Here is a 12,615-nt window from a genome sequence, read left to right on the forward strand (position 1 = left end):
CGCAGAGGAGGAAAGTCGCCGGATTCTCCCCGTTGGGGGGAAGTGGCGCCCGAAGCGCGGGGCGCAGGGAGCCGCCGAAGGCGGTCTCACCCATCCCCCAGACTGCAACCGCAAAGCCGCACCCGAAGAACGCCGCTATCCCCCTGGACCTCCCCGGCCCTTCGGCGCCATCTTCGCCGCCATTGCCAAGCATATATTTTAGGTGGGGAAACATGTTCAGCACGAAGCTCGCAGGCGGCGCGGCCGCCCTGCTCCTCCTGGGCGCGGCTGCGCCCGTCGCCGCCCAGGCGCCGGCGACTGAGGCCCGTAACGACTATTCGAAGGGCGAGAACTGGCTCTGCCTGCCGGGCCGCGACGACGCCTGCGCGATCGACAACACCGCCACCATCGTCAAGGCCGACGGCTCCATGTCCAAGGAGACCTGGAAGGCCGACCCGAACGCTCCGATCGACTGCTTCTACGTCTATCCGACCGTCTCCCTCGACAAGGGCGTGATCTCGGACATGACCGCCGGCCCCGAAGAGCGCCGCGTGATCGAGCAGCAGTTCGCCCGCTTCGCCTCCAAGTGCAAAGTCTACGCCCCGCTCTATCGCCAGTTCACCCTGACGGCCCTGCGCGCGGCCGCCATGCCCGGCGCGACCCCGCCGGCCGGTCCGCGCCCGCAGACCGGCTACAACGACGTGGTCGACGCCTGGAACCACTACCTGCAGCATGAGAACAAGGGCCGCGGCGTGGTGCTCATCGGCCACTCCCAGGGCTCGGGCGTACTGACCCAGCTCATCGCCAACGAGATCGACGGCAAGCCGGTCCAGAAGCAGCTCGTCTCGGCCCTGCTGCTGGGAACCAATCTCCCGGTCGAGGCCGGCAAGGATACCGGGACCTTCAAGTCCGTGCCGCTCTGCCGCTCGACCAGCCAGGTCGGCTGCGCCGTGGCCTATGCCAGCTTCCGCGCCAACTCCCCGCCGCCGGCCAACACCCGCTTCGGCCGGCCGCGCGAGCCGGGCTCGACCATGCAGGCGGCCTGTGTGAACCCGGCCGCCCTCGGCGGCGGCAAGGGTGAGTTGCACGCCTACCTCTCGTCGGGCGCCCTGATCGCCGCCGAGTCGGGCGGCCCGCCCCGCTGGACCACCACGGGCGCCAAGGTCGAGACGCCCTTCGTCTCGGTCCCCGGCCTGCTCAGCGCCGAATGCGCCAGCGCCAATGGCCTGAACTACCTGGCCATCCACGTGAACGCCGACCCCAACGATCCGCGCACGGACGACATCACGGGCGACGTGATCGCCGGCGGCGTCGTCCAGAAGGACTGGGGCCTCCACCTCATCGACGCCAACCTCGCCATGGGCAACCTCGTCGACCTGGTCGGAACGCAGTCCAAGGCCTACCTGGCGAAGTAAAAGAGGGGGCCGCCGAAAGGCGGTCCTCCCAACAAGTGTCATCCCGCCTGGAGCGAAGCGGAAGGCCGGGACCCACTCCCTCGAGCGGCAGAGGGGCTCGGCGACCGCCCTATCCTGCAAGATCAGGCGTTCATGGGGCCCGGTCTTCGGCCTGCGGGCAAAACCGGGATGACACTGGTGGTTTGGGTTCTCTCCCTCAGGGCGCCGGCCTCACCCCGACAGCTTGTCCTGCACCCGCTGGTGCACCGCCTCGGCCTCAGGCGTCATCGCCTCGGCGAAGTCCTCCATCTCGTAGAGCGGCCGGATCTCGATCTCGCTGGGGCCGGGCATCGGATTGGGGCAGCGCTTCACCCAGGCGACCGCCTCGTCCATGTCCTTGACCTCCCATAGCCAGTAGCCGGCCACGACCTCCTTGGTCTCGGCGAACGGGCCGTCGATGACTGTGCGGCCAGGACCGTCGAAGGCCACCCGCTTGCCGGCGGACGAAGGCTTCAGGCCCGCGCCTTCCTTCATGATCCCGGCCTCGACCAGTTGCTCGTTGTAGCGGCCCATCGCCTCGAGCATCTCGCCGGTCGGCGGCATGCCTTCCTCGCTGTCGACCGTCGCCTTCACGAAAACCATCACACGCATGGCAATTCTCCTGTGCTTCACCCCCAGGACGCCCCACCAACCCGCAACCCGACAAACCCGCCGCAAATTTCTCGGATCCTCCCGCTGGGGAGCATCCGCGCCGGGCCATGCACGCCATCTAACCGCCCCCTTGAGGCGCTTTCCCCCTTGGGTGCGGCGAACCGTCGTTCTAAATGTCGACCATGGCCAAGAACCCGGAAAGTCCCCTCGAACCCTTCAAGCGCGCCCTGGCCCACGCCGCGCGCTCCCTGGCTGAGAAGCCCGATCTCGAGATCGTCTATTCGGGTGAGGGCCCGGTCCTTTCCGGCAACCGCGCCGTGCTGCCGCATCCGCCGCGCGACCTGAACCCCACGGACGCCGCCCGTATCCGCGGCCTGGCCGACCAGATGGCCCTGCGCCTGTCGCACCACGACGCCGCCGCCCACGCCAAGAGCCGTCCGTCCTCGGCCCTCGGCGGCCCGGTCTACGACGCCCTGGAGCAGGCGCGGATCGAGGCCATCGGCGCCAACGCCCTCGGCGGGGTGAAGTCCAACCTGCGCGCGGTCCACGAACACGCCTGGGCCAAGAAGCCGTTCAACCAGCTCGAGGCCCTGGCCAATCCGCCGATGGCCGAGATCGTCGGCCTGCTGGCCCGCGAGCGCATGACCGGCGAGCCGCCGCCCGCCATGGCCAAGCCGCTGGTGGATCTCTTCCGGGCCGAGGTCGAGGCCAAGGCCGGCGCCGAGCTCGACAAGCTGGCCGACGCCGCCGACGACCAGAAGGCCTTCGCCAAGATCGCCCGGATGATCCTGCGCGACCTTTCCATGGGCGACGACCTCTCCGACGCCCCGGACCAGCCGGACGACGAGGAAGGCGAAAGCGAAGAGGGCGAATCCGAGAGCCAGGAAGACGGCGAAGAGGGCGAGGGCGAAGGCAAGTCTCCGCAACAGGCCGCCATGGACGAGAACGAGGCGACCCACCGCGAGAGCGAGGACGCCGACAGCCAGATGATGCAGGCTGAGGACGACCCCAACGCCGAGGACACCGAAGAGCCCCCCGAGATGGGCGAGGGCGAACAGCCGGCCCGGCCCGAGCTGAGCGGCGACGCCAAGCAGGCCACCTACAAGGTGTTCACCACCGCCCACGACGAGGTCGTCGCGGCCGAGGAGCTCTGCGATCCGGAAGAGCTCGGCCGCCTGCGCGCCTATCTCGACCAGCAGCTTTCCAGCCTGTCCAGCGTCGTCTCGCGCCTGGCCAACAAGCTGCAGCGCAAGCTGATGGCCCAGCAGAACCGCTCCTGGACCTTCGACCTTGAGGAAGGGATTCTCGACGTCGCGCGCCTGACGCGGGTGATCGTCGACCCCACCGCGTCGCTCGCCTTCAAGGAGGAGGAGGACACCGAGTTCCGCGACACGGTGGTCACCATCCTGATCGACAATTCCGGCTCCATGCGCGGCCGGCCGATCATGGTCGCCGCGGTCTGCGCCGACATCCTGGCCCGCACGCTCGAGCGCTGCGGCGTCAAGACCGAGATCCTCGGCTTCACCACCCGCGCCTGGAAGGGCGGCGCCTCCCGCGAGGACTGGCTGAAGGCCGGCAAGCCGCCGCAGCCGGGCCGCCTGAACGACCTGCGCCACATCATCTACAAGGCCGCCGACGCCCCCTGGCGCCGCGCCCGCCGCAACCTCGGCCTGATGATGCGCGAGGGCCTGCTGAAGGAGAACATCGACGGCGAGGCCCTGATGTGGGCCCACCAGCGCCTGATCGGCCGCCCGGAAGCGCGGCGCATCCTGATGGTCATTTCCGACGGCGCCCCGGTGGACGACTCGACCCTGTCGGTGAACTCCGGCCACTACCTGGAGCGCCATCTGCGCGAGGTGATCGCCGAGATCGAGAGCAAGAGCCCGGTCCAGCTCATCGCCATCGGCATCGGCCACGACGTCACCCGCTACTACCGGCGGGCCGTCACCATCGTCGATGTGGAGCAACTGGCCGGCGTCATCGTCGACCAGCTCGCCGAGCTGTTCGACGAAGAGGTCCGCAAGGTCACCCGCCGCAACGCCAGTATCCTGCCCCCACCGCCCAGCACCCAAGGCCCCCAAGGCGGCCCCGCCCGCCGCTCTACCTTCAAGGAAGTCCGGAGAGCCGTGGCGTGAGGGCAAAGGAGGGAACCGCCCTTCTCCCCTTGCGGACGAAGGTGGCCCGCGCAGCGGGACGGATGCCGCCGTCGACGGCGCTCCTCGCCGCCCTCGCCCTCGCCGCCTGCGCTCAGCAGCCGACGGCCGTTCCGCCGGCCGCCCCCGTCGCCGCCGGTCCGGCCATCACCGTCGACGCCAATCCCGTCCCGCTCAACGCCGCAGATCCTGCCGCCGACCGCATCGGCGACTTCCGTTACGCCGGCGGCCTGGTCCTCACCTCGACCGCCACCGCCCGCCTGCACGGCCTTTCCGACATGGCCGTCCGCAACGGCGCCGACCTGACCGCGGTCTGCGACGAGGGCGACCTCCTGAAGGCCCGGCTCGTCCTCGACGCCGGCGGCCGGCTCATCGGCCTCACCGACGCGCGCCTTTCCTTCCTGGCGGGCGAGGACGGCAAGCCCCTGCCCGGCAAGCTGGAGGCCGATTCCGAGGGCCTGGCCCTGATGGAGAGCGGCGACATGCTGGTCTCCTTCGAGCAGCGCCACCGCATCTGGCGCTACCCGGCCGACGGCGCCCCGCCGCGGCCGGCGCCCTCGCCCGACGCGGCCTTTCCCCCCAATGGCGGCATGGAGGCCCTCGGCCCCGATCCGTTCGTCGCTCCCGACGCCTACATGACCGGCGGCGAGGAAAGCGGCCAGGTCTGGAGCTGCCGGCTGTCGGCCGCCTGCACGCCCGCCGGCGCGGTCGCCAAGCCGTCCGAGTTCGGCCTCGTCGCCCTCGCCCGCCTGTCAGCGACTCGTACGGCCTGGCTGCTGCGCGCCTGGGATCCGCTGCGCGGCAGCCGGATCACCCTGACCATCCGCGAGGGCGAGCGCGAGGTCGCCCGCCTCGACCTTTCCCGCCCCTACACGGTCGACAATTTCGAGGCCCTGGCCGCCGTCCCGGCCGCGAACGGCACGACCCGATTCTACCTGCTCTCGGACGACAACTTCCAATCCAGCCAGCGCACCCTGCTCCTGGCCTTCGACTGGACGCCCGGCGCCTGACCCTTTCCTCCCCTGCGCAGTGGAGGAGCATCTGATCCCCCCAACCGGCGCTTTCCTGCGCCCATCGGCAGGAAACCTGCCCATAGGCCCGCTATCGGCAGGCTATCGGCGCGAAAGCCGCCCTAATCGGCAGGTTTGCCGATCCGAACCTGCCGAAACGAAAAAGGCCGCCCCGAAGGACGGCCTTTTCCAAATTCGATGGCGCCTGAGCGGCTTAGGCGGCCGCTTGAGCCGACAGCTTCGCTTTGACCTGACGCTTGATCTTCAGGGCGCGAGCCGAAAGCTGCTCGTCGCGGGCGCCGACCAGGAAGGCGTCGAGGCCGCCCTTGAAGTCCAGGGTGCGCAGCGCGGCGTTGGTCACGCGCAGCTTGAAGGACTGGCCGAGCGCTTCCGACTGCAGGGTCGCCGGCGACAGGGCCGGGAGGAAGCGACGCTTCGTCTTGATGTTCGAGTGGCTGACGTTGTGGCCGACCATGGGACCGACACCGGTGAGTTCGCAACGACGCGACATGGCTTTATGACCTACGCGAGAAAAGAGATGTGCGGCGGGCGGACCCGCGCGAAGGAGCGGGCGATATAGTCGAAAGCCCCGTCCGGCGTCAAGGCGCGGCTGCCGCGCTGATCCGATTTCGCTTCCGACCCCTGCCCGCGGGCTTGGATGGATTGTGGCTCCGGGGCCTTCAGATACAATAGCTTGTAGGGAACAAAGGCTGAATCGGCGCGAGTCGCTGATTCGGACCCGGTTTGTTTCGCCCGCGTTCCCGGCAGTTCCGAAAACCCGAACATGTTCGTTGAGCGAGGACGGGAAGCCCCTCTCGGAGCTTCCCGCGCCAAGCCCTTAGAGCGCGTTAGGCGAAAGTGTAGCGGTTTCGCCGCTCGAACGCGCTCCAACACCCTAGGACAGGACCACCAGCACGACGCGGCGGTTGGCCGTACGGCCTTCGCGCGTGTCGTTCGGAGCCACCGGCTCGTCTTCACCGTACGAGATGGTCGCCATGCGGTTCAGCGCGACGCCATGCTTGTTGAGGTAACGGCGGACGGCTTCGGCCCGCTCGGCGCCCAGGCGCATGTTGCCTTCCGGCGTGCCCGTGGCGTCGGTGTGGCCTTGCACCTCGACGTAGACGTTCTTGTTCTCGCCCTTGAGCTGTTCGGCGAAGGCGTTCAGGCGCTCTTCGGCCTCCGGCGAAAGGGTCGCCTTGTTCAGCGGGAACTTCAGCGCGTCGTCCGACATCACCACCGAGTAGAGGAACTTGCCCTCGGCCAGCTTGCCGGCGGCGGTGGCGCGCTCGAGCGCTTCGCGCGACGTGGTGTCCAGTTCGCCCAGGCGGGTCTCATGGTTCGCGACCTTGCTGTCGACGATGCCGACCTGCTCGTTCACGTACTTCTTGGTGGCGCAGCCCCCGAGGCCCAGAGCCCCCAAAGCCAGAGCGCTCAGCACCACCCCGCGAGTCTTCGTACCGATCATCTTCTTACGACCTCTCCCGTCGCCTCAATGTTGAAACCTGGACATTTCAAAACCCTGGGTTTCCAAGGGGTTTTCCCACGTGAAGCGGGCAGGCAACCGCTCCAACGAGGAGCTAAGGCGATGGTTGCGGCGGCTATGCGTCGCATCGGTGACGCTAAACGGCGCCGCAAAATTTCCTCAATTTTGAAGCTCGGCCGCAAAGCCCCGCTTGCAGAACATCGATATGCCTATTAATAACTGTCCAGTCAGTTATTTTCGAGGCTCGCCATGCCCTCCGCAGGCGCTCCGAAGTTCCGCCGTCGCAAGGCCGATCGGCCAGACGAGATCATCGCCGCCGCCCTCGAAGTCTTTGTCGAAAAAGGCTTCTCCGCCGCGCGGCTGGAGGACATCGCCGCCCGCGCCGGGGTCTCCAAGGGCGCGGTCTATCTCTACTTCGCGACCAAGGAGGAGATCTTCCGCGCCGTGGTCGAGCAGGGGTTCGCGCCCAACCTGCAAACCATCCGGAATCTCGCCGAAGGAGTCCCCCTGCCCCCGCTGTTGCGCGACCTGACTGTGACAATTTCGCAACCCCTGGCGACGACAAAAATCGGCGGGATCATCAAGGTGGTCATCGGGGAGTCGCGGAACTTCCCGGAACTGGCTCGCGCCTGGCACGACACGCTGGTCGCGCCAGCCCTCGCGGCCATGACCTCGGCCATCGCCGCCGCCCAGGCGAGGGGTGAAATCCGGCCCGGCGATCCCCGCCAATTCGCCATCTCGTTGATCTCGCCGTTGCTGGTCGGGGTCCTCTGGAAGGAGACCTTCGTCCCGGTCGGCGCCGCCGCCCTCGACATCCGCGCCCTCGCCAAACAGCACGTCGAGCTCTGGCTCGCCGGGGTCGCCCAGCCGGAGACCGCCTAGTGAAGCCTCAGCGCCTGCTGGTCGCCGGCCTGTTGCTGGCCGCGCTCGTCCTGGCCGCCGTGCTCTGGCTCGCCCCCAGGCTCGGCCGCTCGCCGGCGCTGTCGGGTTATGTTGAGGGCGAGCCGCTCTACCTTGCCTCGCCCGTCGCCGGCCGGGTGGACGAGGTGCTGGTCCAGCGCGGCGACCGGGTGACCGCCGGCCAGAGGTTGTTCGTCGTCGATCCCGCCCAGCTCCGCGGCCAGCGCGACCAGGCTCAAGCCGAAGTCGCCGCCGCCCAGGCCCAGGCCGCCGACGCCCGCAAGGGGCAAAGGCCGGTGGAACTGGCGGTCTTCGACGCCAATGTCGCCGCCGCCGAGGCCGCGGTGCGCGACGCCGCCGCCATCCTGCGGCGGGTGCGGCCGCTGGTTCAGCAGGGCTACTACGCCAAGGCCCGGCTGGACGACGCCCAGGCCAGCTATGACGGCGCCGTCGCCCAACTGGCCGCGGCCCGGAAGCAGCGGCAGGCCGCCGCCCTCGGCGCGCGCGAGGACCAGATCCGCGCCGCCGACAGCCGGGTCAGCCAGGCCGGCGCCGCCCTCGGCGCGGCCCAGGCGCGGCTGTCGGATATCGCGCCCCTGGCCCCCGGTGCGGCGCTGGTGGAGGACGTCTTCTTCCAGCAGGGGGAATGGGCCGGCGCCAACCAGCCGATCCTCGCCCTGCTGCCGGACGACCGGGTCCGCCTTCGCTTCTTCGTGCCCGAGACCGCGCTGGCGGCCTACAAGGTCGGCGATCAGGTGAAGTTCTCCTGCACCGGCTGCGCCGCTGGCCTGACCGCCAGGATCAACTTCATCAGCCCCCGGCCCGAATTCACCCCGCCGGTCATCTACAGCCGCGAGACCCGCGACCGACTGGTGTTCATGGTCGAGGCCATGCCCTCGGCCCGGCTCAATCCCGGCCAGCCCGTCGACGTCGAGCCACTGGAGCCGCGCAGATGAGCCTGGCCATCGACGTGCGCGGGCTGAACAAGAGCTTCGGCGACAAGCGCGTCGTGCAGGACGTCTCGCTGCAGGTCGAGGAAGGCAAGATCTGTGGCTTCCTCGGCCCCAACGGGTCGGGCAAGACCACGACCCTGCGCCTGCTCTGCGGCCTGCTGACCCCCGACAGCGGCGAGGGTACGGCGCTTGGCCTCGACATCATCACCCAGGCCAGCCAGATCAAGCGCCGGGCCGGCTACATGACCCAGAAGTTCTCGCTCTACGAGGACCTGACCATCGAGGAGAACTTGCAGTTCTCGGCCCGCGTCCACGGCCTCGACCGCCGCAAGCAGCGGGTGGACCAGGCGCTGGAGCGGCTGGGCCTGGCCCAGCGCCGCCGCCAGCTCGCCGGCGCGCTTTCCGGGGGCTGGAAGCAGCGCCTGGCGCTCGCCACCGCCACGCTGCACGAGCCGCGCCTGCTGCTGCTGGACGAGCCGACCGCCGGGGTCGACCCCAAGGCCCGCCGCACCTTCTGGGATGAGATCCACGCCCTCTCCGCCGAAGGCCTGACCGTGCTGGTCTCCACCCACTATATGGACGAGGCCGAGCGCTGCCATGAGATCGCCTATATCAGCTATGGCCGGCTGATCGCCCGCGGCACGGCCGAGGAGGTGATCGCCAGGACCCAGCTCATCACTTTCAACGGCGAAGGCCCGGGCCTTGACCGCCTGGCCGGCGAGATCGGCGCCCTGCCCGGCGTGCTGACGGCTGCGCCCTTCGGCCAGGCCCTGCACGTCTCGGGAACCGATCGAGCGGCCCTGGAGGCCGCCCTCGCCCCCTATCGCCGCGCGCCCTACCGCTGGGCCGAGGTCGCCCCCAGCCTCGAGGACGTCTTCATCCGCCTGATGGAGACCTCGGAGGACAATTACCGATGATCCTCGTTCGCTCCTGGCCCAGCTTCGGAGGACAAGCCCTCTCCGCGCCCGTCCTGCGGCGCCCCGCCGGGAGCAAGGCGCGATGAGCGGCGCGGCGACCCGGATCCTTGCGGTGATGCTCAAGGAGTTCAAGCAGCTCACCCGCGACCGCCTGACCTACGCGATGATGCTGGCCATCCCGGTCGTGCAACTGCTGCTCTTCGGCTACGCGATCAATTCCGAGCCGCGCCACCTGCCGACGGCGATCCTGGCCCAGGAGAACAGCGTCTTCGCGCGCTCGGTCACGGCGGCCCTGGCCAACAGCGCCTATTTCGACCTCGTGGCCCAGGCGCGCACCCCGGCCGAGCTGGACGACCTGGTCCGCCGCGGCGAGGTGCAGTTCGCCGTCACCATCCCGGGCGACTTCACCCGCCGGGTGGCGCGTGGCGACAATGCCCAAATGCTGGTCGAGGTGGACGCCGCCGACCCATCGGCCACCGGTCCGGCGGTCGCCGCCCTGGCCGCCCTGCCGACCCAGGCCCTGGCCGACGACCTGAAGGGCGCGCTCGCCACCCTGAGCCCCGCCCAGCCTTTCGAGGTGATCGTTCACCGCCGCTACAACCCCGAAGCTGTCACCGCCTACAACATCGTCCCGGGGCTGCTGGGCATCATATTGTCGATGACCCTGGTGATGATGACCGCGCTCTCGGTGACCCGCGAGGCCGAACGCGGCACCATGGAGAGCCTGCTGGCGACGCCGGTCGAGCCGATCGAGGTCATGGTCGGCAAACTCGCACCCTATGTGGCGGTGGGGCTCGTCCAGACGGTGATCATCCTGGTCATCGCCCGCCTCTTGTTCGACGTCCCGATGCTGGGCGGCTGGCTGGGGCTCTCGATCGGTGTGGCGCTGTTCATCGTCGGCTCGCTGGCCCTGGGCTTCCTGATGTCGACCGTGGCGCGGACGCAGCTCCAGGCCATGCAGATGAGCGTCTTCTACATCCTGCCCTCGATCCTCCTGTCGGGCTTCATGTTCCCGTTCAGGGGCATGCCCGCCTGGGCCCAGGCCATCGGAGAGGTGGTGCCGGTGACCCACTTCCTGCGCGTGGTCCGCGGCGCCCTGCTCAAGGGCCAGGACCTGGAGGACATGTGGCGCGAACTCGTCGCGCTGGCGGTCTTCGTCTGCGTGGTCACCGCCCTGGCCATGGCGCGCTACCGTCGCACCCTGGATTAGCGCGAATTAACGAGCGCTCCGTGTCAGCTTGGGTGTAACACCTGCCCCGTTGTTACGACCGTAAGAATGGGGGGAGCTCAGTCCTATGCAGAACCGCCGACAACTTCTGACCACCGCCGCCGCCTTCGCCGCGGCCGCCGCCGCGCCCAGGCTGGCCGGCGCCGCCACCCCGACCGGCGAGGCGGCGAAGATGTACGCTTTCTTCGACAAGTCCATCGCCCAGACCTTCCGGCGCACGCCGGAACTGCCCTCGTCCCTTGGCCTGGACAAGGGCGACCTCGCCTGGACGAAGTCGGAGCTGTCGGATTTCTCCCTCACCGCCCTGGCTGAAAACAAAGCCAACACCAGCCGCGACCTGGCCGAACTGCGCGCCATCGACCGCAAGCAGCTCAAGGGCATGGACGCGGTGAATTACGACACCGTCGACTTCGTGCTGTCGGTGCAGGACGAGGCCAACCGCAAGTTTCAGTACGGCGGCCAAGGGGCGAACTCGCCCTATGTGCTCTCGCAGCTCACCGGCGCCTATCAGCAGATGCCGGACTTCCTGGACACCCAGCACAGCATCGAGACCAAGGACGACGCCGACGCCTATCTCTCCCGCGTCGAGGCCTTCGGCCGGCTGATGGACCAGGAGGTCGAGGTCGCCCGCCACGACGTGGCCCTGGGCGTCGTCCCGCCCGACTTCGTGATCGACAAGGCCCTCACCCAGATGAAGGCCTTCATGGCCTACGAGCCGGCCAAGGCGCCAGTGGTGGCCAGCCTGGTGCGCCGCACCGCCGAGAAGAAGATCGCCGGCGACTGGGCCGGCCAGGCCGAGGGGCTCTATGCCGACAAGGTCCGCCCGGCGCTCGCCCGCCAGGTCGCGCTGCTGGAGAGCCTGCGCCCCAAGGCCGTGCATGACGCCGGCTGCTGGCGCCTGCCTGACGGCGAGGAATATTACCGCCTGGGCCTGCGCAACTACACGACCTCGAACATCACGCCCGAGGAGGTCCACAAGACCGGCCTCGACCTGGTCCGCAGCCTGGGCGCCGAGGCCGACGTGCTGATGAAGAAGGCCGGCTACACCAAGGGCACGGTGGGCCAGCGCTACCGCGCCATGGCCACCGATCCGAAGCAGGTCTATCCCAACACCGACAAGGGCAAGGAAGAGCTGCTGGCCCACCTGAACGAGCAGGTGAAGGTGGTCACCGCCAAGCTGCCCCAGTGGTTCGGCCAGCTTCCCAAGGCGCCGCTGGAGATCCGCCGCGTGCCCCCGGCCATCGAGGCCGGCGCGCCGGGCGGCTACTACTTCTCGCCCAGCCTGGACGGCTCGCGCCCCGGCATCTACTGGATCAACCTGCGCGACACCGCCGAGGTCCCCGCCTGGACCCTGCCGACCCTCACCTATCACGAGGGGATTCCGGGCCACCACCTGCAGCTCGCCCTCAACAACGAGGCCGGCGACCTGCCCCTGATCCGCAAGGTGATCGGCTTCTCCGGCTACAGCGAGGGCTGGGCGCTCTACGCCGAGCAGCTCGCCGTCGAGATGGGCATGTACGACAACGACCTGCTCGGCCACATCGGCATGCTGCACGACGCCATGTTCCGGGCCGTCCGCCTGGTGGTCGACTCCGGCATGCACGCCAAGCGCTGGAGCCGTGAGGACGCGGTGAAGTACTACGTCGACAACATCGGCGACGCCGAGACCGTGGCCATCACCGAGGTCGAGCGCTACTGCGTCTGGCCGGGCCAGGCCTGCAGCTACATGGTCGGCAAGATCACCTGGCTGGAGGGCCGCGAGCGCGCGAAGAAAGCGCTGGGCCGCAAGTTCGACATCCGCAAGTTCCACGACGCCGGCCTGCTGTCCGGCGGCACGCCGCTGACGGTGCTGGACGCGGTTGTCGACAACTACATCGCCTCGGCGAGGTAGCGCCCTTTCCTCTCCCTGGCGGGGACGCCCAAGATCGCCAAGAAGCGCTCACGCAT

Annotated in this window: 11 protein-coding genes; 8 read left to right on the plus strand and 3 right to left on the minus strand. The window is 68.9% G+C overall.

Features of this window, described 5'->3' with window-relative positions; all coding sequences use genetic code 11:
• Window positions 1-212: 212 nt before the first annotated feature.
• Entirely contained in the window at window positions 213-1,394 is a 1,182-nt protein-coding gene (locus ABID41_RS18120) for a DUF3089 domain-containing protein (RefSeq protein WP_331932519.1), read from the plus strand.
• A 210-nt stretch (window positions 1,395-1,604) separates the two neighbouring features.
• Here the strand turns inward: ABID41_RS18120 and ABID41_RS18125 are convergent, their stop codons facing one another.
• The gene (locus ABID41_RS18125; RefSeq protein WP_331932520.1) at window positions 1,605-2,024 is read right to left on the minus strand and encodes a YciI family protein; all 420 of its coding nucleotides are present in this window, start codon (window positions 2,022-2,024) and stop codon (window positions 1,605-1,607) included.
• A gap of 182 nt (window positions 2,025-2,206) precedes the next feature.
• Here ABID41_RS18125 and cobT point away from each other — a divergent pair, with 182 nt between their 5' ends.
• Window positions 2,207-4,159, plus strand: coding sequence for a cobaltochelatase subunit CobT (cobT, locus tag ABID41_RS18130; RefSeq protein WP_354298372.1), 1,953 nt, complete (start codon window positions 2,207-2,209; stop codon window positions 4,157-4,159).
• A gap of 62 nt (window positions 4,160-4,221) precedes the next feature.
• Window positions 4,222-5,187, plus strand: a complete 966-nt coding sequence (locus ABID41_RS18135) for an esterase-like activity of phytase family protein (protein ID WP_354298373.1) — start codon at window positions 4,222-4,224, stop codon at window positions 5,185-5,187.
• A 214-nt stretch (window positions 5,188-5,401) separates the two neighbouring features.
• Here the strand turns inward: ABID41_RS18135 and rpmB are convergent, their stop codons facing one another.
• On the minus strand, window positions 5,402-5,698 hold the full coding sequence (gene rpmB, locus ABID41_RS18140; RefSeq protein WP_331932403.1) for a 50S ribosomal protein L28: 297 nt from the start codon (window positions 5,696-5,698) through the stop codon (window positions 5,402-5,404).
• 384 nt (window positions 5,699-6,082) lie between these two features.
• Complete coding sequence (locus tag ABID41_RS18145; RefSeq protein WP_331932402.1) at window positions 6,083-6,652, minus strand: OmpA family protein; 570 nt, start codon at window positions 6,650-6,652, stop codon at window positions 6,083-6,085.
• Between the two features lie 267 nt (window positions 6,653-6,919).
• Here ABID41_RS18145 and ABID41_RS18150 point away from each other — a divergent pair, with 267 nt between their 5' ends.
• The 5 genes from ABID41_RS18150 to ABID41_RS18170 all read left to right on the plus strand — a co-directional run bounded on the left by ABID41_RS18150 (window position 6,920) and on the right by ABID41_RS18170 (window position 12,559).
• Window positions 6,920-7,552 carry a TetR/AcrR family transcriptional regulator gene (locus tag ABID41_RS18150; protein ID WP_331932401.1) on the plus strand — a complete coding sequence of 211 codons (633 nt, stop codon included), beginning with the start codon at window positions 6,920-6,922 and terminating at the stop codon, window positions 7,550-7,552.
• Complete coding sequence (locus ABID41_RS18155; protein WP_354298374.1) at window positions 7,552-8,526, plus strand: HlyD family secretion protein; 975 nt, start codon at window positions 7,552-7,554, stop codon at window positions 8,524-8,526. The genes ABID41_RS18150 and ABID41_RS18155 overlap by 1 nt, the downstream gene beginning before the upstream one ends.
• Complete coding sequence (locus ABID41_RS18160; protein ID WP_354298375.1) at window positions 8,523-9,440, plus strand: ABC transporter ATP-binding protein; 918 nt, start codon at window positions 8,523-8,525, stop codon at window positions 9,438-9,440. The genes ABID41_RS18155 and ABID41_RS18160 overlap by 4 nt, the downstream gene beginning before the upstream one ends.
• 82 nt (window positions 9,441-9,522) lie before the next feature.
• Entirely contained in the window at window positions 9,523-10,650 is a 1,128-nt protein-coding gene (locus tag ABID41_RS18165) for an ABC transporter permease (RefSeq protein ID WP_354298376.1), read from the plus strand.
• A gap of 85 nt (window positions 10,651-10,735) precedes the next feature.
• The gene (locus tag ABID41_RS18170) at window positions 10,736-12,559 is read left to right on the plus strand and encodes a DUF885 domain-containing protein (protein WP_354298377.1); all 1,824 of its coding nucleotides are present in this window, start codon (window positions 10,736-10,738) and stop codon (window positions 12,557-12,559) included.
• Window positions 12,560-12,615: the final 56 nt, after the last annotated feature.

This window comes from Phenylobacterium koreense, assembly GCF_040545335.1.
Taxonomy (GTDB): domain Bacteria; phylum Pseudomonadota; class Alphaproteobacteria; order Caulobacterales; family Caulobacteraceae; genus Phenylobacterium; species Phenylobacterium koreense.

Excerpts from the sequence above, each read along its gene's own strand:
- ABID41_RS18120 (WP_331932519.1), top strand. The coding sequence starts at position 213 with ATGTTCAGCACGAAGCTCGCAGGCGGCGCGGCCGCCCTGCTCCTCCTG.
- ABID41_RS18125 (WP_331932520.1), bottom strand. The coding sequence starts at position 2,024 with ATGCGTGTGATGGTTTTCGTGAAGGCGACGGTCGACAGCGAGGAAGGC.
- cobT (WP_354298372.1), top strand. The coding sequence starts at position 2,207 with ATGGCCAAGAACCCGGAAAGTCCCCTCGAACCCTTCAAGCGCGCCCTG.
- ABID41_RS18135 (WP_354298373.1), top strand. The coding sequence starts at position 4,222 with ATGCCGCCGTCGACGGCGCTCCTCGCCGCCCTCGCCCTCGCCGCCTGC.
- rpmB (WP_331932403.1), bottom strand. The coding sequence starts at position 5,698 with ATGTCGCGTCGTTGCGAACTCACCGGTGTCGGTCCCATGGTCGGCCAC.
- ABID41_RS18145 (WP_331932402.1), bottom strand. The coding sequence starts at position 6,652 with ATGATCGGTACGAAGACTCGCGGGGTGGTGCTGAGCGCTCTGGCTTTG.
- ABID41_RS18150 (WP_331932401.1), top strand. The coding sequence starts at position 6,920 with ATGCCCTCCGCAGGCGCTCCGAAGTTCCGCCGTCGCAAGGCCGATCGG.
- ABID41_RS18160 (WP_354298375.1), top strand. The coding sequence starts at position 8,523 with ATGAGCCTGGCCATCGACGTGCGCGGGCTGAACAAGAGCTTCGGCGAC.
- ABID41_RS18165 (WP_354298376.1), top strand. The coding sequence starts at position 9,523 with ATGAGCGGCGCGGCGACCCGGATCCTTGCGGTGATGCTCAAGGAGTTC.
- ABID41_RS18170 (WP_354298377.1), top strand. The coding sequence starts at position 10,736 with ATGCAGAACCGCCGACAACTTCTGACCACCGCCGCCGCCTTCGCCGCG.